19 protein-coding genes are annotated in these 22,850 nt (G+C 36.7%); 7 read left to right on the forward strand and 12 right to left on the reverse strand.

Features of this window, described 5'->3' with window-relative positions:
• Positions 1-14: 14 nt before the first annotated feature.
• The 9 genes from LNQ34_RS06605 to pdxA form a co-directional block, all read right to left on the reverse strand.
• The gene (locus LNQ34_RS06605; protein ID WP_026109966.1) at positions 15-305 is read right to left on the reverse strand and encodes a hypothetical protein; all 291 of its coding nucleotides are present in this window, start codon (positions 303-305) and stop codon (positions 15-17) included.
• 28 nt (positions 306-333) lie between these two features.
• Positions 334-630 (reverse strand): hypothetical protein, encoded by a 297-nt coding sequence (locus LNQ34_RS06610; RefSeq protein ID WP_202702323.1) that lies wholly within the window; start codon positions 628-630, stop codon positions 334-336.
• A gap of 73 nt (positions 631-703) precedes the next feature.
• Positions 704-1,000, reverse strand: a complete 297-nt coding sequence (locus tag LNQ34_RS06615) for a hypothetical protein (protein ID WP_089077200.1) — start codon at positions 998-1,000, stop codon at positions 704-706.
• Between the two features lie 297 nt (positions 1,001-1,297).
• On the reverse strand, positions 1,298-2,647 hold the full coding sequence (gene accC, locus LNQ34_RS06620; protein ID WP_017496276.1) for an acetyl-CoA carboxylase biotin carboxylase subunit: 1,350 nt from the start codon (positions 2,645-2,647) through the stop codon (positions 1,298-1,300).
• Between the two features lie 107 nt (positions 2,648-2,754).
• Positions 2,755-3,243 (reverse strand): acetyl-CoA carboxylase biotin carboxyl carrier protein, encoded by a 489-nt coding sequence (gene accB, locus LNQ34_RS06625; RefSeq protein ID WP_202702322.1) that lies wholly within the window; start codon positions 3,241-3,243, stop codon positions 2,755-2,757.
• A gap of 23 nt (positions 3,244-3,266) precedes the next feature.
• Positions 3,267-4,265, reverse strand: coding sequence for a beta-ketoacyl-ACP synthase III (locus tag LNQ34_RS06630; RefSeq protein WP_017496278.1), 999 nt, complete (start codon positions 4,263-4,265; stop codon positions 3,267-3,269).
• Between the two features lie 173 nt (positions 4,266-4,438).
• The gene (gene rpmF / locus LNQ34_RS06635) at positions 4,439-4,633 is read right to left on the reverse strand and encodes a 50S ribosomal protein L32 (RefSeq protein ID WP_007137315.1); all 195 of its coding nucleotides are present in this window, start codon (positions 4,631-4,633) and stop codon (positions 4,439-4,441) included.
• Between the two features lie 9 nt (positions 4,634-4,642).
• Positions 4,643-5,185: a YceD family protein gene (locus LNQ34_RS06640; protein WP_229999013.1), complete on the reverse strand. Its 543-nt coding sequence runs from the start codon at positions 5,183-5,185 to the stop codon at positions 4,643-4,645.
• A gap of 106 nt (positions 5,186-5,291) precedes the next feature.
• A complete protein-coding gene (gene pdxA, locus LNQ34_RS06645) occupies positions 5,292-6,341 on the reverse strand; it encodes a 4-hydroxythreonine-4-phosphate dehydrogenase PdxA (RefSeq protein WP_202702321.1) in 1,050 nt (349 codons plus the stop codon).
• Between the two features lie 57 nt (positions 6,342-6,398).
• On the opposite strand from pdxA, the gene LNQ34_RS06650 reads away from it, so the two are divergent.
• Positions 6,399-6,989 carry a riboflavin synthase gene (locus LNQ34_RS06650; protein ID WP_229999014.1) on the forward strand — a complete coding sequence of 197 codons (591 nt, stop codon included), beginning with the start codon at positions 6,399-6,401 and terminating at the stop codon, positions 6,987-6,989.
• Between the two features lie 33 nt (positions 6,990-7,022).
• On the opposite strand, the gene LNQ34_RS06655 is transcribed toward LNQ34_RS06650, so the two are convergent.
• A complete protein-coding gene (locus tag LNQ34_RS06655) occupies positions 7,023-7,253 on the reverse strand; it encodes a hypothetical protein (RefSeq protein ID WP_202702319.1) in 231 nt (76 codons plus the stop codon).
• A 685-nt stretch (positions 7,254-7,938) separates the two neighbouring features.
• Between LNQ34_RS06655 and LNQ34_RS06660 the strand changes: the two genes are divergently transcribed.
• From LNQ34_RS06660 to LNQ34_RS06670, 3 genes are all read left to right on the forward strand, one after another.
• Complete coding sequence (locus tag LNQ34_RS06660; RefSeq protein ID WP_229999015.1) at positions 7,939-8,388, forward strand: hypothetical protein; 450 nt, start codon at positions 7,939-7,941, stop codon at positions 8,386-8,388.
• Positions 8,389-8,414: 26 nt separating this feature from the next.
• Positions 8,415-14,729 carry an Ig-like domain-containing protein gene (locus LNQ34_RS06665; RefSeq protein WP_229999016.1) on the forward strand — a complete coding sequence of 2,105 codons (6,315 nt, stop codon included), beginning with the start codon at positions 8,415-8,417 and terminating at the stop codon, positions 14,727-14,729.
• A 143-nt stretch (positions 14,730-14,872) separates the two neighbouring features.
• A complete protein-coding gene (locus LNQ34_RS06670; protein ID WP_229999017.1) occupies positions 14,873-17,056 on the forward strand; it encodes a TonB-dependent receptor plug domain-containing protein in 2,184 nt (727 codons plus the stop codon).
• Between the two features lie 273 nt (positions 17,057-17,329).
• Here LNQ34_RS06670 and LNQ34_RS06675 read toward each other — a convergent pair whose 3' ends face one another.
• Complete coding sequence (locus tag LNQ34_RS06675; protein WP_202702315.1) at positions 17,330-17,920, reverse strand: porin family protein; 591 nt, start codon at positions 17,918-17,920, stop codon at positions 17,330-17,332.
• A gap of 139 nt (positions 17,921-18,059) precedes the next feature.
• On the opposite strand from LNQ34_RS06675, the gene LNQ34_RS06680 reads away from it, so the two are divergent.
• The 3 genes from LNQ34_RS06680 (at position 18,060) to LNQ34_RS06690 (ending at position 22,085) form a co-directional block, all read left to right on the forward strand.
• A complete protein-coding gene (locus LNQ34_RS06680; protein ID WP_229999018.1) occupies positions 18,060-18,641 on the forward strand; it encodes an RNA polymerase sigma-70 factor in 582 nt (193 codons plus the stop codon).
• 2 nt (positions 18,642-18,643) lie between these two features.
• Positions 18,644-19,600 (forward strand): FecR family protein, encoded by a 957-nt coding sequence (locus LNQ34_RS06685; protein ID WP_229999019.1) that lies wholly within the window; start codon positions 18,644-18,646, stop codon positions 19,598-19,600.
• Positions 19,601-19,685: 85 nt separating this feature from the next.
• Positions 19,686-22,085, forward strand: coding sequence for a TonB-dependent receptor (locus tag LNQ34_RS06690; RefSeq protein ID WP_229999020.1), 2,400 nt, complete (start codon positions 19,686-19,688; stop codon positions 22,083-22,085).
• 78 nt (positions 22,086-22,163) lie between these two features.
• Here the strand turns inward: LNQ34_RS06690 and LNQ34_RS06695 are convergent, their stop codons facing one another.
• Positions 22,164-22,550: a helix-turn-helix domain-containing protein gene (locus LNQ34_RS06695; RefSeq protein WP_229999021.1), complete on the reverse strand. Its 387-nt coding sequence runs from the start codon at positions 22,548-22,550 to the stop codon at positions 22,164-22,166.
• Between the last annotated feature and the right edge of the window lie 300 nt (positions 22,551-22,850).

Below are 22,850 nucleotides of genomic sequence, written 5' to 3' on the forward strand. Positions count from 1 at the left end.
TGGGTTACTAATCGTTATTTTTTAAGAATATTTCCGGAAGCATCTGTATAAACTGTAGATTTTTCTCCTCTAACGGTTATCTCTATTTTATACTCCTTCTTTGCATTTACATAAGCTTTGTCCAGTTTTACTCCCGGATAAGCATTGTCTAATGCGGTTTTGATCGCAGCCGGAACTGCATCAACTTCTTTATATTCATCCTGAACACTTACAGTTTTCACCAATAAACCTGTCATTGTTCCATTTCCTGCCTGCATAGACAAACTACCTAACACGATAGCTGCCGATAAGATTAACTTTTTCATAATGATCCTTTTTAATGGTTCTTATTAATTATTTTTTGATCCAGGTTCCATCTGCATTTGCATAAAGAGAGCCTACTTTGTCTCCTACTGTAACGCTCAGTTTGTACTCCGTTTTTTCATTTTTGTATGCTTTTGAAAGTATTGCATCCGGATACGCTTTTTTAAGAGCATCGATTACAGCAGCAGGAACTTCTTCCACTTTAATTTCAGTGTACTCGTCCTGGATAACTGCTGTTTTTACGATTGTATTTGATATTGGAGAAGTTGAAGCAAATGATGTTAAACCTCCCAAAACGATTGCGGCTGATAGAAATAAATTTTTCATAGTGTGTATATTTAAGTACTCTTAATTTTATTTTAATGTTCTTAATTTGTATAAACATAAGAACGGCTTTACCTTATTTTTTAATCCAGGTTCCGTCTGCATTAGCAAAAAGATTACCTACCTTTTCTCCTACTGTAACGTCTAATTTGTACTCGGATTTTTCGTTTTTATACGCTTTTGTAACTACAGCGCTTGGATAGGCTTTTTTCAAAGCTTCCGTAATTGGAGCAGGTATTTCTTCTAATTTGATCTCTGTATATTCGTCTGCAACAGAAACCGTTTTAACGATAGTGTTTGCAATTGGAGCATTTGATGCGAATGATGTTAAACCTCCTAAAACAATTGCGGCTGATAAAAATAAATTTTTCATAATGTGTACGTTTTAAATTATTAATAGTTGTTTACGCTTTAGATAATGAAATTATTATGCCGTAACGAAAACGTTGTACCTGCAATTACTTAAGTCCTTATTTTTAAAGGGATTAAATCATTTGTGCCAAAATTTAAAATTTATAAAAAGTGTGTAACCCAGGCAAAACCTGTATAAAAAATACACACCGAAAGTGTTTACTTCACTAAAAAACAAACCCGATAAGTTCTAAAACCTATCGGGTTTACCAGTTGGTAACATAAAAAAAGGCTGTTGAAAAATCAACAGCCTTTACTTCTATTCCTCTATAGGTTTCATTTTAAATGTATCCATAAAAGCAGTAGTATAATCTCCTGCAATATATCTTGGGTCATCCATCAATTGTCTATGGAATGGTATTGTAGTTTTGATGCCTTCAATAACAAATTCATCCAGAGCTCTACGCATTTTGCTGATAGCTTCTTCTCTTGATTGTGCCGTTGTGATTAACTTTGCAATCATCGAATCGTAGTTTGGCGGGATGCTGTAACCAGAATATACGTGAGTATCTAAACGTACTCCGTGCCCTCCTGGCATATGAAGCGTAGTAATTTTTCCTGGTGAAGGACGAAAATCGTTATAAGGATCTTCAGCATTAATACGGCATTCGATGGCGTGTAATTGTGGTAAGTAGTTTTTTCCTGAAATTGGAATTCCGGCCGCTACCATAATTTGCTCACGAATTAAATCGTAATCAATTACTTGTTCAGTGATCGGGTGCTCCACCTGAATACGGGTATTCATTTCCATGAAATAGAAGTTTCTGTGTTTGTCAACCAAAAACTCAACTGTTCCGGCTCCTTCGTACTTAATGAATTCTGCCGCTTTTACAGCCGCTTCTCCCATTGCCGCACGCAATTCGTCAGTCATGAATGGTGAAGGTGTTTCTTCAGTTAATTTCTGGTGACGACGTTGTACAGAACAATCTCTTTCAGAAAGGTGACATGCTTTTCCGTATGAATCTCCAACAACCTGAATTTCGATATGACGTGGCTCTTCGATAAGTTTCTCCATGTACATTCCGTCATTTCCAAATGCAGCGGCAGCTTCCTGACGTGCACTTTCCCATGCTTTCAATAATTCATCTTCTTTCCATACCGCACGCATTCCTTTTCCACCACCACCGGCAGTAGCTTTAAGCATTACCGGGTAACCAAATTCTTTAGCTAACTTTTGTGTTTGTTCGAAAGATTCTAATAATCCGTCAGAACCTGGTACACATGGAACTCCTGCCGCTTTCATTGTCGCTTTTGCAGAAGCTTTATCTCCCATTCTGTCAATCATCTCAGGAGCTGCACCAATAAATTTGATTCCGTGCTCCTGACAAATTTTTGAGAATTTAGCATTCTCAGAAAGAAATCCATAACCTGGATGTATTGCATCTGCGTTAGTAATTTCGGCAGCAGCAATTATATTTGACATTTTCAAATACGATAAGTTACTTGGAGGGGGACCAATACAAACCGCTTCATCAGCAAACTTAACATGTAAACTTTCAGCATCGGCTGTAGAGTAAACTGCTACAGTTTTGATTCCCATTTCTTTACATGTACGAATTACACGAAGTGCAATTTCTCCTCTATTTGCAATTAATATTTTTTTAAACATCTTATTTTAATTAGATAATTAGACAATTTGATCATTAGATAATTTTAGATGTCTGTATTAATTCTGTCAGATCAATCTAAAATCTAAAATCTAAAATCTAAATTTATTTATGATGGATCAACTAAGAATAAAGGTTGGTCAAATTCTACAGGAGACATATCGTCAACAAGAATTTTTACAATTTTACCTGAAACTTCCGATTCGATTTCGTTGAATAATTTCATTGCTTCAATTACACAAAGAACATCACCTTTTGCGATAGTGCTTCCAACTTCAGTAAATACTGGTTTGTCTGGAGATGGTTTTCTGTAAAAAGTTCCAATAATTGGAGATTTAATAGTAATGAATTTAGAATCTTCAACAGCAGCAGGCGCCTCAGCACTTACATTTACAACTACCGGAGCTGTTTGTTGAGGAGCAACTGCTTGTGGCAATGCTGCCTGAGCAGGTAATTGCTGTACATAAGTAGTTTCAGTTACATTTCCTTCTAAAGTTGTTCTGATCGTGATTTTCACATCATCCATTTCCAACTTTACTTCTGCAACACCCGAATTTGCTACAAATTTGATTAGGTTTTGAATTTCTTTTAAATCCATAATGATTCGTTTTTAGTTTTGATTTATTTTTTATCGTATGCCCATTTTAGGTAAATAGATCCCCAAGTGAATCCTCCACCAAAAGCGGCAAAAATAATATTATCTCCTTTTTTAAGCAAATGTTCAAAGTCGCTTAATACTAATGGTAACGTAGCTGAAGTGGTGTTACCATATTTTTCAATATTCACCAATACTTTTGAATCCTCAAGATTCATTCTGTTTGCAGTAGCATCGATGATACGTCTGTTTGCCTGATGTGGCACTAACCAATTCACATCCTGATTCGTAAGATTGTTTCTTTGCAAAATCAATTCGCTGGCATCAGCCATATTGGTTACAGCGTATTTAAAAACGGTTTTTCCGTCCTGAATAATATTGTGTTGTTTGTTTTGTACGGTCTCCGCTGTAGTTGGAGTTAAAGAACCTCCTGCAGAAATTTTAAGAAAATCGCGTCCTACACCGTCGCTTCGTAAGTATTCATCTTGTAAGCCTAAGCCTTCATAATTGGGTTCGAATAAAACGGCTCCCGCTCCGTCACCAAAAATGATACAAGTTGCTCTGTCTGTATAATCTACAATTGATGACATTTTATCGGCACCAATTAATAGTACTTTTTTATATCTTCCTGACTGCACATAAGCTGCAGCGGTAGACATTCCGTATAAGAAACTTGAACATGCCGCCTGCAAATCGTAAGCAAATGCATTGGTAGCTCCAATTTCTGTCGCAACAAAAACTCCAGTAGAGGCTACCGGCATATCTGCTGTAGCTGTTGCCATTATAATCAGATCAATCTCTAACGGATCAATATTAGCTTTTGCTATTAAATCCTGTGCTGCTTTTATAGCAAGAAACGATGTTCCTTTATCAGCATCTTTTAAAATCCTTCTTTCTTTAATTCCGGTACGAGTAGTAATCCATTCGTCATTGGTATCGACCATCGTTTCCAAAACTTTGTTCGAAAGTACAAAGTCTGGAACGTAAGCTCCAACAGCGGTAATTGCGGCTGTGATTGTATTCATTATATTCAATTATTTCGTTTCAAATACAGCGTATCTGAAAAATTTTTAAAAGACTTGAAAATTACAAAAAAAAACGAAATTAATTTGCAGTTATTTTCTTAAAAAAAGAAAAGTATAACCAACAAAAAAAACTCTCACTATGTGAGAGTTCCAGTATCATTTACAAAAACGTATTAAGCAACCGCTACAGATTTATCGATAACAACTTGCCCTCTGTAGTACATTTTACCTTCATGCCAGTAAGCTCTGTGGTATAAATGTGCTTCTCCAGTAATAGGACATGTAGCGATTTGAGCTACAGTAGCTTTATAATGTGTTCTTCTCTTATCTCTTCTTGTTTTCGAGATTTTTCTCTTAGGATGTGCCATTTTACTATATTATTTATCCGTTAATAGTTTCTTTAATTTGTCCCAACGCGGGTCAATATCTTCTTCTTGTTTACTCTCTTTTTTCTCTTCTTTAACCGTTAGCTCATTCAGTTTTTTTAAAGCGTCAGTTTGCAAACTGCCGTCTTTCACTCCTGGATGAACTCGTTTTAGAGGTACCGACAGTGCAATCATTTCATAAATGTACTGTGCTACATCAATTTCATGTTCTCCATGCGGTAAGATTAAAAGCTCTTCATTATCGTTATTGAATTCTTCTCCAAAACGAACAATTAATTTCATTTTACCTTTTAAAGGCAAATCAAAATCTTCGCTTGTCAGATCACAAGGTACATTTACAGTTCCTTTGTGTTTGAATTCCAACTCTAACATGTTGCTTTTCTTATCTAAAACTAAACCTACTTTGATGTCCGAACTTTGAAATTCGTCGTAATCAAAGTTCGCAAAGAACGTGTTACTTATTTGATACTCAAAATGGTGTTTTCCTAGTTTTAATCCTACGAAAGGAATTAAAAATTCTTTTATTTTGCTCATTTCAACATCAATTTGTCCAATCCGTATCTAAAACTCAGATACCTGAATTGGGGTGCAAAGATATAAAATTATTATAAAACTAATAATCTTATTCACCTTTTTTTGTTTATAACTGTTTTTCTTTTATTTTGAGTGGTTTTTCAGTAATCTCCTCATACTGATTACGCGAGCGAAAAATATCTATTGCAAGATAAACCGCCTCCTTAAATGAGTTAAAATCTGCCATGTCTTTTCCGGCAATATCATAAGCCGTACCATGATCCGGTGAGGTTCTAACCTTATTCAAACCAGCCGTATAATTCACTCCTTTACCAAACGACAAGGTTTTAAACGGAATCAATCCCTGATCGTGATAAGTAGCTACAATAGCATCGTATTTTTCATACTGACCACTTCCAAAAAAACCATCTGCCGAAAATGGCCCAAAAACCATAGTCCCTTTTTCAAAGATCTTTTTCAAAGCTGGCTTCAAAATTAAATCTTCTTCTTTCCCAATCACACCTCCATCACCACTATGCGGATTCAATCCTAAAACGGCAATTTTTGGCTTAACAATACTAAAATCCTGAACCAGTGATTTTCTGATCGTTTCAATCTTTCTAATGATTAGCTCTTCTGTCAAATGGGAAGAAACCTCATTCAACGGTACATGATCGGTAAGCAAACCTACTCGCAAATTATCCTGAACCATCATCATTAAAGCGTTCCCCTCTAATTCTTTGTCCAGATAATCAGTATGTCCCGGAAATTTAAAATCTTCCGATTGAATGTTGTATTTGTTTATTGGCGCCGTTACCAGAACATCTACCAAACCTTCTTTTAGCGCTTTGGTAGCCGCAACAAATGATTTAATTGCGTATTCGCCAATTTTCTCATCATTTTTACCGAAGTTGATATCGACCCCTTCTTTCCAAAGATTAAAAACATTGACTTTTCCAGGCAAAACCTGCTCTAATTTATCTACACCGTGAAACTGAACTGTAGAGGTAAAGCTCTTTTTAACAAAAGAAAGTATTTTGGCGTTTGCAAAAATAACTGGCGTACACATCTCCAACATACGAGAATCTTCGAATGTTTTTAATATAACTTCGCTTCCAATACCGTTTAAATCTCCAACTGAAATCCCAACAATTATATTTTCTGCTTTTTTATTCATGAGCTCAGATTATTTATTACTAATTTTGATGTGCAAATTTAGTAAAATAAAACCAAAATGTTCACAGGAATTATAGAAACCCTAGGAAGGATTCACGAAATAAGAAAAGATCAAAACAATCTTCACATCACAGTTGACTCCACAATCACTAATGAATTAAAAATAGACCAAAGTGTTTCTCATAACGGAATCTGCCTGACGGTTGTAGCAATAAAAGATTCACTTTACACAGTAACCGCTATCGACGAGACCATTTTAAAAACCAATATTGGCGACTGGAAGGAAGGCGATATTGTAAATCTGGAAAGAGGAATGAAACTTGGCGACCGTCTTGACGGACATATCGTACAGGGGCATGTAGACCAAACCGGGACCTGTATTAAAATCGAAGAAGCACACGGAAGCTGGAATTATACTTTTGAATACGACAAAAACCTCAGCAATATTACCATTGAAAAAGGTTCTATTACGGTAAACGGAGTAAGCCTAACGGTTGTAAACTCAAAAACAAACGAATTTAGCGTTTCGATTATTCCTTACACTTTTGAAAATACTAATTTCAAAAACTTCAAAGTTGGAACTAAAATAAACCTTGAATTTGATGTTGTTGGAAAATACATCTCAAGACTTTATGCGACAAACAAATAATTCGTAAAATCTACTCATTAAAAAAGCTTCAGTTTACACTGAAGCTTTTTTAATTTTATTTCGATATATAATTGCAATTCCTAGAACAACTGCCACTATTGCCAAAAACACTAAATGATTATCTATGGGCACTATGTCCGGATCATATGGATCATCTGGTGGTACTACGGGGCCTGGTGCTGGTGGTGTCACTTGTGCCAAAGCACTAAACCCAGATAGTAAAGTCAGGCAAACTGTGAAAAAAACGGTCTTTATTGTCTTCATAATTTTAACACGCTGAAAAACAGCAAGGTAGGTTGTTAAGCATATTTTTATCTACTACAATTCTCATAAAGAAGGGGGCTTACAGCAAATTGTGCGACAAATGTATAAGATTTTTACAAAAACACAAGGTTTAAAACAAAAAAAGCAAAACAAAAATAATCTACCCATTTTACCGTAAGAATAAACCTTAAACTATTAACCGCACACTGCTATTTACGTATACTCCTATCTGTTAGCTCATTAGATTGTTATTTCGCAAAACCACCCCATCTAAAACACTCCCAACTGTCTTGCGTTCAAAAAAACCAGATATTAATCACAAATAACCAATCATTACACACAAATTACAGTTGTTACAATAGCCTGTTAAAAGCAAGACTATAGCTATACTTTTGTCCTAATATCAAACAAAAAATGGAGCCTACTTCTAATCAAAGTAAGTTTTAAACCAAGTTTTCTTTGATTTCTAAATCAGGGAACAAATCAGTTGTTGTCAGAAAACAAAAACACCTGATTTAAAGAAAAGTAACTCAAGTCCGACAACTGAACTTATGTCTTTTTATAGCGAGCTTTCTTTTTATTTAAAAAGATTCATACACAAAGAAAAAAGAAAAAAAAGTTCATTTACATTTTTACCTGCATATCTCTTTTAAAAACAGACAATTAACCTTAATTCTATTATAAAATGAGGAAAACTACCATTATACTGCTTCCATTATTGTTCTTTCTGCAACTGTCGATTGCACAATCACAAATTGGAAAGGAAAAACGGAAAGAATTTCGTAAAAGTCCAAAATGGAAAGAAATGATGAAGAACCCTAATGCGAACTTCAATGAAACTAGTGTTGCTTTTGAGGAATTCTGGAAAGGGAAACCCAATCCGTTAGAATTGATGGAAGGAGAAGAAGAAGCACTGGAAGAATTAAAAGAAAGATCCTTCATCTCCAGACTCTTTAAAAGCAACAGAGCACTAAAAAAGGAATCGCTTCAGTATGTCGAAGATTTTAAGAGATTTAAATTTTGGAGAATCCAAAGTGAAGGTTTGATTAAATCTGACGGAAGAATAATGTCTGAGGATGAAATTCAGGAGATGGCCCGACAAGAATTGCAAAGGAGACAAGAAACGAAGCAATAAATCCCCGATAATCTTAAAAATAATCTATGCGAACAAATCTACCTATTCCAGTATTACTTGTATGCTTTCTTTTCTTTAACCTTACCAATGCTCAAACTCCCACTCCTAATTGGAAAAATATTGGACCTATACCCTTTCCACAGAAAACCATTGGTCAGGTACACGGTATTGGACGTTGTAGTCAAATTAAATTTCACGCCACAGATCCTAACAAAATGTATGCTGTCAGTGCTTCAGGGGGATTGTATCAGAGTAATGACAAAGGTCTTAACTGGAAATCAATAGGAACCGATCAGGTTGTTAAAGCACAATCTGCTTCCATCGCCGTAGATCCTACCAACGATCAGGTGATGTATTGGGGGACAGGTGATGCAAATTATTCCTATAATGGTTTAGGCGTGTATAAAACGATCAATGGAGGAGCCACCTGGGCGGTATCAAATACCGGCATGGGTAATCGATTGGTTATACACATGCTTTTTCTTCCTACGGATAACAATACGATCATTGCAGCTACCAATAACGGCATCTATAAATCGACAGACGCAGGTGCCAATTGGACCTTAAAATCTGTTCCTAATATTGAAGTTGAGGATATCTGTTTCAAACCAGGCACAAATGGTCAGATAATTTATGCAACGGATCCTAAACATCTCTATCGTTCTCTTGATGCCGGAGACAGCTGGACCGAAATCACTTCTCCAGCCTTTGTATTCGGAGCTAGCGGAACAAGAGTATCCGTTTCTCAAGTCGATCCGAATATTGTTTATGTTGCTAATATTGGCGCTAATACTATAGTAGAAATTTACAGATCAACAGATGGGGGAAATACCTTTACGAGCATGCGTTCAACTACAGAGTATCTTGCCGGATATTCGGCATCCGCGGGTGGCCAGGGAGATTATAATTTTGATATTGAAGTCAATCCTGCTAATTCAAATGAGCTTTATGTATGTGCTCATGCGATATGGCGTTCTACAGATGCGGGTGTTACATGGGTAAAGCAACAACCATCCTGGGTATACGACCTTCATACCGACCAACATCACATTTTATTTGATCCTTATGTTAGCGGTCAGCTTTGGAATGCCAACGATGGTGGAGTTTGGAGCAATACAGCTAACGGAACAGGCCCATGGACTCCAAAGTCTGACGGTATAGCAGCCACCGAAATTTATCATGGTGCCATTGGCCAAGCGAATAGAAATCTACAATACATAGGAACACAGGATAATGGCGGATTTTACTATAATAATGGTGTCTTTTATAATGACAGAGGTGGTGACTATAGTTCGTATATGTGGTTTGATTATTCCGGTAATTTTTACTCTGAATCAGACGGAGGGAGACGTTCTTATCCTTCGGGTTCTGGTTCAAGTTTGAATCTGCCAGAAACTCCTTCGGGCGGGAAATTTATCTTCACTCCTGAAAATGCAGATATTGCTTACCACGCTAATGCCGGAAAAATTTATCGTTGCACTAATCTAACTTCAGCTTCTCCTTCCTGGACACTTATTTACACCGTACCGTCCGGTAACATAAAAGACCTCCAGGTAGATCCTGGTAATGCAGATCGTTTATATGCATTTACAGATTCTCCTGCATTATACAGATCAGACAATGCGAGGACTGATGCTGCATTTGTTCAGACAACACTTCCTGCTACATCAACTAAAGGCTCCGTCGCTCCCATACCTAATTCAGATATTCTATACTTAGGGCTTGGAAATACTATTTATCGCTCTGCAGATAAAGGAACAACATGGACAATTACAAAAGGATTTCCTGCAGCAAGCGTGCTAAAGGTGGTTGCTGATCATCAAAGTACGAATGAAGCTATATATGCTTCTTATGCTATGGGCGTTTATTATAAGGACAATACTAAACCCTCCTGGGTAAATTACTCTTCAGGCCTTCCTATAATCTGCAATATAAGAGATATGGATATCTATAATGACGGTATTTCTAAAGGTGCTTTGAATGTTTATTATTATGGAAGAGGGGTATGGCAAAGTGATTTGGTCCCTCCCCCAAGTAACATTATGGTAGCTATGACTGCGCCAGTCAACAATACAACATTTAGCAGTCCCGCTACTATCAATCTCACTGCAACCGCTTCTGTAAGTTCAGGAAATATTAGTAAAGTAGAATTCTATAATGGAACTACGTTACTAGGTACAAGCACCTCCTCCCCATATACTTATTCCTGGAATGGAGTATTGTCCGGAAAATATGATCTGACTGCTGTAGCTTATGATAATCTGGGAAACAAGAAAAGCTCTGCCTTAGTAACGGTTATGGTAACTTTTGTTTGTAATAAAGTCACAGGAACTCCCTTTGGCACTGCTCCCTATTACACCTATTCTACATATGATAAAGCATTTGACGGAGATATAAATACCGTTTTTGATGCTTCATCAGCCAGTTCAGGTTATACCGGATTAGATCTTGGAACAGCAAAAGTGGTTACCAATGTCAGATATTATCCAAGAACGTCACAAGCAATAAGGATGAAAGGTGGAAAATTTCAGGGTTCCAATACCTCTACTTCCGCTGGTTTCGTGGATCTGTACACCATCCCAATCCAGCCAAATTATGCCTGGCAGGACGTTAGTATACCCAACAGCACTGCCTACAGGTATTACAGGTATTTATCTCCGGCCAATGGTTATTGTGATGTTGCGGAGATTGAGTTCTGTGCTTTTAATGAGCATCCAACAGTAAACCTTACAGCACCACTCAATAATGAACTTTATGCTGCTAGTCCTGCGAATATAACGCTCACAGCAGCTGCCTCTGATACAGATGGATCAATTAGTAAAGTCGAATTTTATCAGGGTGCCACTTTGCTGGGTACTGCTACATCAAGTCCTTATTCGTTTAACTGGACGGGAGTTCCCGCCGGTACTTATCAACTTTATGCAAAAGCTTATGATAATACAAATACTACATCCGTTTCCTCTGATATTACCGTCACAGTAGGAAATCAAAACCCAACAGTTTCCATTATTTCACCTGACGATTATGCGGTCTTTACAAATCCTGCGAACATTAACATTTATGCAACAGCCTCTGACTCTGATGGCACTATCAGTAAAGTTGAGTTTTATAACGGCATCACTTTGTTAGGAATTTCAACAACCAGTCCATACCGTTACAGTTGGACAGATGCACCTACAGGAGCTTACACGCTCACCGCTAAGGCGTATGATAATCATGGCGGGATTACTGACTCTTCACCTATAACCGCTACCGTTACTTCCGCCTGTTCTTCTTTTTCAAGCAGCTCTTTTGGGACTTCTCCCTGGGTAGCAGGTTATGAATATGATAAAGCATTTGACGGAGATACAAATACAAATTTTAGTGCTAGTTCAGCCAGTTCAGGATATACCGGATTAGATTTCGGAACAGCAAAAGTGGTTAAAACAATACGTTTCTATCCAAGGAAATCTTATGAAAACAGAATGAGAGGAGGAAAATTCCAGGGGAGCAATGTCGCTGATTTTAGTAGTGGAGTAGTGGATCTGTACACCATTCCCTCTACTCCAATTCTGACATGGAATGAGGTTGCGATTTCCAATGGTACTGCTTTCAGATATGTGAGATATTTATCTCCGGCCAATGGTTATTGTGATGTAGCGGAAATTGAATTTTGCAGGTTAGACAATGCACCAAAAATAAGCATTACTGCTCCGGCTAATGCTGCTACTTATGTTGCTCCGGCCACCATTAATATTGCTGCCAACGTAGATGGTTCTGTAAGTAAAGTGGAATTTTATATCGGGGTCTCTTTAATCGGTACATCCACTAACAGCCCGTACAATTATAACTGGGCAGGAGTAAGTGGCGGAACTTACAATCTGATAGCAAAGGCTTACGACTATAGCGGAATGGTTATTTCTTCTGCTCCTGTGAATTTTACTGTCATCAATAATATTGCTCCAACAGTGCGCATTACCAGTCCGGCCGACAATGCCATTTATAATGCTCCAGCCTCTTTCGATATTTCAGCCACAGCTAACGATACCGACGGAAAAATAGACAAAGTCGAATTCTACAATGGAACTACCCTGTTAGGAACCGTTAATGCAAGTCCGTATACTTTCAAGTGGAACAGTGTAGCTGCCGGAAAGTACACCTTAACTGCCAAAGCTTACGATAATAATGGAATTGCTACCTCTTCTTCAGAAGTTTCAGTCAAAGTGAACCAACTACCAACAGTAAACATTACCACTCCGACCGACAATACTATTTATACTGCTCCAGCCACTTTCGATATATCAGCCACAGCTAACGATACCGATGGAAGCATAGACAAAGTAGAATTCTACAATGGCTCTACACTGTTAGGAATCGTTAATGCAAGTCCGTATACTTTCAATTGCAAAAACTTAACTACCGGAACGTACACCTTAACTGCCAAAGCTTACGATAATCATGGAGCTGTTACTACCTCTTCAATAGTTTCAGTCAGAGTGAACCACCCCCCTACAGTACGCATTACCACTCCGGCTGACAATGCCATTTATGTTGCTCCTGTCACTTTCGACATATCCGCCACAGCTAAAGATACCGACGGAAGCATAAATAAAGTAGAATTCTTTAATGGTACTACACTATTAGGAACAGTTAATACAAGTCCGTATACTTTCAATTGGAAAAACGTAGCTGCCGGAACGTACACGTTAACGGCCAAAGCTTACGATAATGACGGCGATGTTACCATTTCTTCTGCAATTGCAATTACAGTAAATACACCAGTCAATCAATCACCTTCGGCAGCCATTACTGCTCCCGCTAATAATACTGTATTTACTGCCCCTGCAAGTATTACAATCGACGCTGTAGCAGCCGATTCTGATGGTACAATTTCTAAAGTAGAATTCTATAATGAAACAACTTTATTATCGACTTCAACAACCAGTCCTTATACATACAATTGGAAAAATGTGCCTGCGGGAGCTTATGCCATAACAGTAAAATCATATGATAATACAAATGCAACAGCAACATCAGCCGTGGTAAACCTAGTCGTTAATAATAATCAAGCTCCGACAGTAAATATTATTGCTCCCTTTAACAATACTACATTCATTACTCCTGCAAGTATTACAATCGATGCTGTAGCAACCGATTCTGACGGAACAATTTCTAAAGTAGAATTCTATAACGGAGCAACCTTACTATCGACTTCAACAACCAGTCCGTATAGATACAATTGGGAAAAGGTACCAGCGGGAACTTATCAGATAACAGCAAAATCATATGATAATAGAAATGCAACAGCAACATCTTCTGTCGTCAACATAGTTGTTGCTAATAATCAGGCTCCGACAGTAAGCATTACAGCTCCCGTAAATACTACTATATTCATTGCTCCTGCAAGTATTACAATCAATGCCGCAGCAGCCGATTCTGACGGAACAATTTCTAAAGTAGAATTCTATAACGGAGCAACCTTACTATCGACTTCAACAAGCAGTCCCTATACATACAATTGGGAAAAAGTGCCTGCAGGAACTTATCAGATAACAGCAAAAGCTACAGACAATACCGGAAATGTGACCAGCTCGGCTCCTGTAATTATTGTTGTAAAAACCAACCCAATTATCAGTATGATTTCTTCTTCCGAAAATAATCAGGCGGTAGCTAATGGGAAGGATCTTTTATTCACTTTCAATGTTACTGATCCTGATGCTGTATTATCATACATTATCATTAAAGACAATGGGGAAATAATTTCTACAATCAACAAATATCCTTATTTAGCTGTTCTAACTAACATAAGTCCGGGAGACCACTATTTCACAGCAACCGCCGTTCTCAAAAACGGTACCGAATACACCTTTGCAAATTTAAATATAGTGAGCAAAAATTGCAGAAGTATGGCATGGAATACTTCAACAGATTATTTAATTGGAGATCAGGTAATCTATCAAAACATTATCTACAGGGCTTTGGCAATTAACAAAAACAAACGACCTGATCAAGATCAATCCACTTGGTCTAAGATGGGGATTTGTGAAAATCTGGCAATTGAGAATCCTCCTGTTGTTAAACCTAAATACATCTTATATCCAAATCCATGCACCACACATTTCAATATCAAATTTATGGATTGTACCGGAAAGAGTTTTTACTATAGCATAATGGATGTAAACGGCAGGCTCGTGAGAGAACAAAAAAGTGAGAGTATCGACAATGCTATGTTTGAGAAAGAGGTAAACATTCAGGGATTATCTTCAGGAACTTACATTGTACGCATTCACTTAGATGAAAGAATATATAGTGAAAAAATAATTATCATAGAAAAGCCTTCTATATATAAGAAAAAGAAATAATGTTTTTTACTATCCTTTTATGTTACACAGAAAACAATAATTACCATTCATAGATTTTAGGAGTTGTGTAATCCTAACGCTTTATAATAGAATATCAACAACTTTTCTATTCGAGAGAAAATTTTAAACTAATTTATTATTACATGAAAAAAGCCCCCTTTTTAATAGCATTCTTTGGTGTTATTACAGCTTACTCACAACAAATTGCCGACACTACAGAGCCGAAAAAATTAAAAGAAATACATATCATTACAGAACGTTACTCCAAGTCGACGCAGGATATTAAACACATTTCGCAAAAGGAGATAGAGTTTCAAAAAAACCAAAACACTGCCGATTTACTAACCAACACAGGTACAGTAGCTGTTCAGAAATCGCAACAAGGAGGAGGAAGTCCCGTATTAAGAGGTTTTGAAGCCAATAAGATCCTGCTTCTGATAGATGGAATTAGAATGAACAACCTTATTTACAGAGCCGGACACTTACAGAATATAATTACGGTTGATGAAAACTCGTTGGAACAGATTGATGTTCTTTTTGGACCTTCATCAACTATTTTTGGGAGCGATGCGTTGGGTGGTGCCATCAATATGAGAACCAAAAACCCCATGTTTCTGTCCCAAACGGATAACAAAGTGTTTTCAGGAAATGCAATGGTAAGATACAACAGTGCCAATAAGGGATCAACACAGTATTTTGATCTTAATTTTGCAGGTAAAAGATGGAGCTCTCTATCCTCTTTCTCGTATAATGATTACGGCGATTTGAGAATGGGAAGTAATCCTAAAGGAAAGAATGAATCTTTTGGCGAGCGTCCTCAATATGTTGAAACTTCAAACAATGTAGACTATTTGGTACAGAACAAGAATCCGCTCATACAGAAGTTTTCCGGATATAAGCAATACAATGCCATGCAAAAGATATTTTTTCGACAGGATGAATATACGCAGCACAGCTTAAATCTACAATATTCGTCTTCTTCAGATGTGCCAAGATATGACCGTCTTACCGATCCATCAGGTTCGGGGCTGAAATATGCTGTTTGGAATTATGGCCCACAAAAAAGATTTCTTTCGGCTTATAAATTTTCGAAACAAAAGGCCTTGTTCGAAAGTGATATGAATCTTGGAGTGAGTTATCAAAACATTGAAGAAAGCAGAATCTCCAGAAAATTTAACGATAACAAAACTAAAAGTCAGGTCGAAAAAGTAAATGTATTTGCTTTTAACGCAGATTTCAGAAAGAAACTAGACAAGGGTGATTTTCTTTACGGAACCGAATTTTTTTATGATAATCTCAATTCGACTGCTAACAGTTCAAACCGCATCACTGGCATGGTGTCTCCAACAGACACTCGTTACCCAAACGGCATAAATCATACCTTTAGAGCAGATGTTTTTGCAACTTATAATGAAAAAATAAACGAAACTACTTTCTATAATTTGGGCATTCGTACAGGTTACTCTTCCTTAAAAAGCACTATTGCCGATAATTCATTTTTCAAACTTCCTTATGACATGATCGAGCAGCATAACTTCACTTATAGCGGTACTGTCGGAATTGCAAAGAATATTAAGAGTACTAAATTGGTTTTCAATTTGGCTTCGGGTTACAGAGTTCCAAATGTGGATGATTTAGGAAAACTTTTCGAATCAGTGCCTGGAACCTTGATTGTACCCAATCCGAATATTGCTCCTGAAAAATCAGTAACAACCGATTTTACTGTAGCATTTGGGCAGGGAAAGAGAATTCAGTTTGACAATACGGTTTATTGTACCCGCCTTTTTGATGCCATTGTTACCGATCATTTTTTGTATAATGGACAAAATTCTGTCCTTTACGAAGGAGTGCAAAGCGAGGTGTTTGCCATGCAAAACAAAGGAAATGCTTATGTAGGCGGTTTTTCTTCCACCCTGAAAATGGTTATCACAAAACCACTGAGAATTTATGGTATGGTAACGTTTACCAAAGGAGAAATAATGGATCGTGCGGGGAATACTCCATTAGATCATATCGCTCCAATCTACGGAAAAGCAGGATTGAAATATGAAAATAAAATAATGCTTCTGGATTTCTATACATTGTTTAATGGCAAGAAAGATATTAGTGATTATTCTTCAAATGGTGAGGACAACCAAAAATATGCTCCTAAAGGAGGTACGCCGGCATGGCAAACCATCAATTTTAAAACAACCTTTAATGTCAATAAGAATCTGTCGGTTTATGCCGGAATTGAAAATATTTTAGACCTACAGTACCGCGTTTTTGCATCGGGTATCAATGCATCGGGTAGAAATCTATCTGTAGCAGCAAAATACCACTTCTAATATAAAATTCCCATTTCTGTTTTTACAAATCTAAACTCCTTTCATCGCAATAAAAGGATTGCATAATTTAAAAAAAAGCGATGTGATGTAAAAACACAAAAAAGCAATTTGTTATTTCCTTGAATAAAAAGACATCTATTCCTATAAATAAAACACGGGTAGTTGTTTTCTTAGACAACTGATCTTTTTGTAAAAGTAAATGGCTAAGTAGTTTTAATACTTAGCCATCTATGAACAGCTTATGCCATTTGCTTTTTTCTAATAAACAACTGTTTAAAATTTATAATTGAGACCGGCACTAATAATTCCTCTATATCCAAATCCTGCTTCCACAAATCCCCCAAATTTTTTACCTACGCGAAGGCCTGCAGGATTAACCTGAAAAGCAAAATCAGTAGTATTATCTTTAACGGCTGCTTTTCCCGTTTCTGCATTGGTATAGTTGTCCACAATAACACCTGCAGCAGCGGAACCGTAAAAATCCAACCACTCTGTTTTTATGTAACTAAACGATATTGTTGGCATTGCCATAAAATAGCGATTGGTTCTCGTAGCAATAGGTTTGTAATTTTTGTCGCTTTGTTTGGTTTGTTCCTGTTGAAAAGCGACATCACCACCTACTCTTATTCGTTCAGTGATCTGATATCGATATCCCAAACCAAAATTTCCGGAAGAGGTCGTCTCAGAATTTAATTTTTGCCCCAAAATTGCAGAAGATAATGCATTTGAAAAACCATCTGCAAAGGACACTGGTATACCATCGCTATAGGTTAGATTTATTTCATGCTTACTGATTTCTTGTGCTTTTACTACGGTTGTACCGAATGTTAAAAAAATTGCGCATACAATAATCGACTTTTTCATCTGTTTTAATTACTTTATAGTTAATAAATTTAAATTTGTGGCAAGAATATCTTATACTGCCTTATTACTAATACGCTAAAAATTAAAATACCCCTATACGCTGCAATAAAATTTTAAAATACCACTACTTTTTTATGATATGAATGAGGACCTAAAGCATTTTAAACAATTGTTCAGCGAGCTTTATCAGCCCTTATGCAATCATGCTTATAAATATCTTCAGGACAGGGACGAAAGCGAAGATGTAGTACAGGAACTGATGATTAAAATATGGGAAACCCGCAAGGATTTACTTTCTGAAAAGAGCCTCAAATATTACCTGTATATAGCTGTTAAGAACCGGTGTATATCCATTTTGAGAAAAAAAATCTATATGCTTGACATTGACGAAATGTCTACCGATATTGCCGAAGAAATTCCCGAAACGAAACCCTTACCAGATACGAACCAGCTTATAGAAGATGCATTTAATGGAATTTCACCAAAATGTCTTGAAATTTTCAAACTGAGTCGTATTGAAAAATTAAGCTATAAACAAATTGCAGAGAAATTAGAAATATCCATAAAAACAGTAGAAAATCAGATGGGCAAAGCCATCCGACATATACGGGAGTTTGTCAAACAGCATCCCAACTTAATTCTTTTCTTTAAAATATGGTATTTTAGTTATTATATAGTGGGGGTTTTAAAAGAATTTGTGTTTTATTTAAAAGAGGTATAACCATGGACAACCAAGATATCAATGTATTATTAGCAAAGCATTTTTCAGGAGAAACTACACCTGAGGAAGAAGCTGTATTACTGAATTGGATAAAAAACAATCCTGATGAATATATCTCGCTTAAGATTTTTTTTGCAGAAAGTCAGCCATTAGACTCTCCTCAGTTATTTGAAACCGCTAATGCCTGGAACCGTATAGCTCCAAATTTATCATCCACGAAGCCAACCGTATTTCAGTTGTACAAAAAATACCTATACGCAACAGCCGTTGCAGCCGTTTTTATTTTAATAAGCACGTTCGCTTTCTTGTATGCAAATGCCGAGATAACCGTTCAAACCGCTAACGGACAGGTAAAAAGTATCGAATTGAGTGATGGTTCTTTAGTTACGCTGAATGATAACTCAAGTATTACTTATAGAAGATTCCTATGGAACAACCGTACTGTCAGCTTAAATGGGGAAGCTTTTTTTGAAGTAAAACACGACGAGAGCAAGCCTTTTTCTGTAAATACGAGCACACTAGCCGTAAAAGTTTTAGGAACCTCTTTTGTTGTAACAACAACAGAAAAGGAGAAATCGGTAGCAGTGATTACAGGAAAAGTTAAGGTTACCGCCACTCCTACTAACCAAACAGTGGTTTTGGAGAAAAAACAGGCAGCTCATTATACCTCCAACAGATTAATTAAAAGTGACACAGCCGACAAAAACTTACTCTCCTGGAAAACAAAGTCTCTTTCTTTCGAAAATACTCCGCTTCAAAAAGCCTTTGAGGATATTGAAAATTGCTATCATATTAAAATACAGGTGGACGGAAAAATCTCTGATTCCTGTACTGTCACTACAAATTTCAAGAACGAATCCATAAAAGAAATATTGGAAGAATTCCGTTTATTGTTTGGGCTTAGTTATACCCAAAAAGGCAATACTGTTTGGGTGAAAAACATATCCTGTGAAAAGTAATTCTTTCATAAATCACTGGTTAATCATTACATGCTATTCTGTACTTTTCTTTTGTGCCGGATCTGTACAAGCACAAAAAACAAGCTTGCTGAAAAAAAAGATCACTATTCAAATAGAAAATGATAGTATCGGAGCTTATATTTCCACCATTATAACACAAGGCGCAAATTTATCCCTAAGCAATAATAAACTCAATCTTAGTAAAAAGATAAAGATCGACAAAGGAACTTATGAATTAGGGACACTGCTAAATCTTCTTTTTGCTTCAGAATCAGTAAAATTTCTGGAGAGAGATGATAAAATAATTATTTACACCGTTTTGCGGGCTCCTGCCCCATTTACTATTAGTGGTTTTGTTTATGCAGGCGATAGTAAAGAAGCGCTACCCTACGCTACCGTACGGGTTTTAAACACAAACATTGCTGTTAATTGCAATGATTATGGCTACTATACACTAACATTACCCAAAAACAAGTACATCATAAATGCGAGTTATACCGGTTTTACTTCACAAACAGATACGATACTGGTAAACAAAACCATTAAAAAAAACTTCAATCTTACCATGGGACTATCCCTTGCTCCGGTTGAGGTTAAGTCATCCAAAAAACCTTTAAATGAGATTTCCAGCATAATCGATACGCAGCACGTTAACGCCCTTCCCCTTCTAATGGGGCAATCAGATCCGTTAAAACTTCTTACCTTAAAACCGGGCACCTACGGCACTTCTTTAAATGTAAGAGGAGGCTCAAGCGATCAGAATCTGGTTTTATTAGATGGTGTTCCTATTTACAATTACAATCATTTTACGAGTTTGTTATCTATTTTCGATTCGCAGGCCATCAAACAAATAAGTTTTTACAAAGGCGGCTTTCCGGCTCGTTACGAAGGAAGGCTATCGTCGGTCATAGATGTTAAAACAAAAGATGGCGACATGCAGTCCTACCACGGGGCTGCTAATATTGGTTTACTAACGGGTTCTGCGATGATTGAAGGACCTATCATAAAAGACAAGATGTCCTTTATGATCAGCGCAAGAAGAAGCTGGATTGATGCTTTGACCAAAGCGATTTTTGATCAGGATATTAATTTTAAATACCGGATGTATGACGCCTATTTTAAAATTAACTATTTTATTAATTCCTCCAATCGATTGTACCTTGGCGCCTATACCGGCGGAGATCTTATTCGTGTAAATTTCTTTTCTTCCGAAGCACCTCAGCTTACCTGGACCAACAAGACACTTTCTTTGCGCTGGAACAGGGTGTACAGCCCCAGACTGTTTCAGAATTCGGTTCTACTGCTAAGCAACTACAATAATCAGTTTGCCAATGCAGATGAGGATGGAACCAGAAAGTTTCGCATTACAGATATAGGTATAGAAAACAACCTGAATTATCACTGGTCGTCCTTCCTAAATAGCGCGATAGGCTTACGAATAAATATGACTAATTTTTCTAATAACACTATTGACCGTGATCAATTGATAAAGTCATTACACTTCAAAACCTATTGGGACAACGATATAACGCTGTCCGATAAAGTTCGAATAAAAGCGGGTCTTCATTATGCCACTTTTTTAACTAAAAACAAGGTTTATAATTCTTTTCAGCCCCGTACCAGTTTGGTTTATAAATACAACACTTCTAATAGTCTTTTTGCCTCCTATGCCATAATGGAGCAATTCTATCATCAAATTACCCAGAATACCTATGCCTTACCTTCAGATTTACGCATGCCAAGTACAGATCAGTTACCTCCGGAAAAGGCTTTTATCTATGAAGCAGGCTATGAAAAAACTTTAAACAAAGGATATATCCGACTACAGTTTTACGAAAAAAAAGTATCCAATATTTTAATGTATCCACCCCTTTATGATGTTTCAGATCAGGACAAAACACAATCCCCACTAATCGGTTTTGGCAATTCAAGAGGCTTGGAACTTGAATTTTCCAGGCAGTTCAAAAAGTTTGATGTACAGGCCGCGTATACCCTAAGCAAATCGACATTGCGATTCCCCACAATAAATAATGGTCAGACGTTTAATTCTCCAAACGATATAACCCATCAAATAAAAGGAGCTGTCATTTGGAATATTAATCAATCCTGGGTCCTATCCACTATGTTCAATTATAGTTCCGGTGTTTTAATCTCGGCACCAGATTCTTTTTCCTATAGCAATAAAAAAGACTCGTACCCAGTAGATCCAAACCAAAGCAATGAAATATCAAGACCTAACAACTACCGTTTACCGAGAAATTACAATGTCGATGTTGGCGTCTCAAAAACAAAGAAAACGAAATCCGGCAACCAATCCAGATTGTATTTTGGAGTTAACAATCTCGTAGGACAATCTCCACCGTTTATCATTGAAACCAGCTTAAGTAATGGCACCTTTAATTTAGAACAGGTCAGAATGTTTAAATATTTTCCTTACGTTGGATATACTTATACTTTTGGAAAGGGTAAGGAAAAATTAAACTAATTCTCGGAATCTCTGAAAAACAAGGCATAAAAAAACCGCTTCACTATATGAAACGGTCTCATCTAAATCGATCAAAGGTTATTTCCCTTTTTGCGCTTTTTCTAAGTATTCTACTTTTTCTTTTTCGGCCTGAAGCAAACGCTCATAAAGCTCTACTACTTTATCAAGAGGATTAAAAGCACAATGGTGATTTCCAAAATTATTATTTGGACTATCATTAAAAGTATTAAAATAACTGATCATAGCTTCATCTGAAAAATTTTTAATTGCTTCAACAGTAACTCCTAAGGCATTGGCTACTGCCAAAAGCTTGTCATCATCAAGTGTTTCACTGTTTTCAATGTTCGAAACCGCCTGCTGGCTTGTGCCTAAAGCCTGCGCCAATGCTTCCTGTTTCATATCACGAAGTTCACGAATACGGCTGATCTTTCGCCCTATGTGATTTGGTTTTGTTAGTGTGCTCATAATTCAAAGATAATAATTAAGTTTTATAACCAACAACAGGTAAAAAACATATACAGTAATGTGTACTACCAGTGAAAAGTAATTTGTTGTTGTTTTATTCAACAAAAATATTCTTTTTCTTACAAATTAACTCACTGTTTACTCTTTTTTTGATAGCAGCCCCCGAAATGAACCAATACATTTTCTCTACTTATAAACAAATAAACCGGACAGGTTTTAAAAACCTGTAGGATTTTGAATATTGTTATTTGGAGATAATTTCCTTCCTTATCTGACATTATTGAACGTCATTCAAGTCAT

This window comes from Flavobacterium lipolyticum (assembly GCF_020905335.1).
GTDB classification, from domain to species: domain Bacteria; phylum Bacteroidota; class Bacteroidia; order Flavobacteriales; family Flavobacteriaceae; genus Flavobacterium; species Flavobacterium lipolyticum.

What these genes read in the sequence shown, in the direction of transcription:
- LNQ34_RS06605 (WP_026109966.1), bottom strand. Translation starts at nt 305, where the DNA reads ATGAAAAAGTTAATCTTATCGGCAGCTATCGTGTTAGGTAGTTTGTCT.
- LNQ34_RS06610 (WP_202702323.1), bottom strand. Translation starts at nt 630, where the DNA reads ATGAAAAATTTATTTCTATCAGCCGCAATCGTTTTGGGAGGTTTAACA.
- LNQ34_RS06615 (WP_089077200.1), bottom strand. Translation starts at nt 1,000, where the DNA reads ATGAAAAATTTATTTTTATCAGCCGCAATTGTTTTAGGAGGTTTAACA.
- accC (WP_017496276.1), bottom strand. Translation starts at nt 2,647, where the DNA reads ATGTTTAAAAAAATATTAATTGCAAATAGAGGAGAAATTGCACTTCGT.
- accB (WP_202702322.1), bottom strand. Translation starts at nt 3,243, where the DNA reads ATGGATTTAAAAGAAATTCAAAACCTAATCAAATTTGTAGCAAATTCG.
- LNQ34_RS06630 (WP_017496278.1), bottom strand. Translation starts at nt 4,265, where the DNA reads ATGAATACAATCACAGCCGCAATTACCGCTGTTGGAGCTTACGTTCCA.
- rpmF (WP_007137315.1), bottom strand. Translation starts at nt 4,633, where the DNA reads ATGGCACATCCTAAGAGAAAAATCTCGAAAACAAGAAGAGATAAGAGA.
- LNQ34_RS06640 (WP_229999013.1), bottom strand. Translation starts at nt 5,185, where the DNA reads ATGAGCAAAATAAAAGAATTTTTAATTCCTTTCGTAGGATTAAAACTA.
- pdxA (WP_202702321.1), bottom strand. Translation starts at nt 6,341, where the DNA reads ATGAATAAAAAAGCAGAAAATATAATTGTTGGGATTTCAGTTGGAGAT.
- LNQ34_RS06650 (WP_229999014.1), top strand. Translation starts at nt 6,399, where the DNA reads ATGTTCACAGGAATTATAGAAACCCTAGGAAGGATTCACGAAATAAGA.
- LNQ34_RS06655 (WP_202702319.1), bottom strand. Translation starts at nt 7,253, where the DNA reads ATGAAGACAATAAAGACCGTTTTTTTCACAGTTTGCCTGACTTTACTA.
- LNQ34_RS06660 (WP_229999015.1), top strand. Translation starts at nt 7,939, where the DNA reads ATGAGGAAAACTACCATTATACTGCTTCCATTATTGTTCTTTCTGCAA.
- LNQ34_RS06665 (WP_229999016.1), top strand. Translation starts at nt 8,415, where the DNA reads ATGCGAACAAATCTACCTATTCCAGTATTACTTGTATGCTTTCTTTTC.
- LNQ34_RS06670 (WP_229999017.1), top strand. Translation starts at nt 14,873, where the DNA reads ATGAAAAAAGCCCCCTTTTTAATAGCATTCTTTGGTGTTATTACAGCT.
- LNQ34_RS06675 (WP_202702315.1), bottom strand. Translation starts at nt 17,920, where the DNA reads ATGAAAAAGTCGATTATTGTATGCGCAATTTTTTTAACATTCGGTACA.
- LNQ34_RS06680 (WP_229999018.1), top strand. Translation starts at nt 18,060, where the DNA reads ATGAATGAGGACCTAAAGCATTTTAAACAATTGTTCAGCGAGCTTTAT.
- LNQ34_RS06685 (WP_229999019.1), top strand. Translation starts at nt 18,644, where the DNA reads ATGGACAACCAAGATATCAATGTATTATTAGCAAAGCATTTTTCAGGA.
- LNQ34_RS06695 (WP_229999021.1), bottom strand. Translation starts at nt 22,550, where the DNA reads ATGAGCACACTAACAAAACCAAATCACATAGGGCGAAAGATCAGCCGT.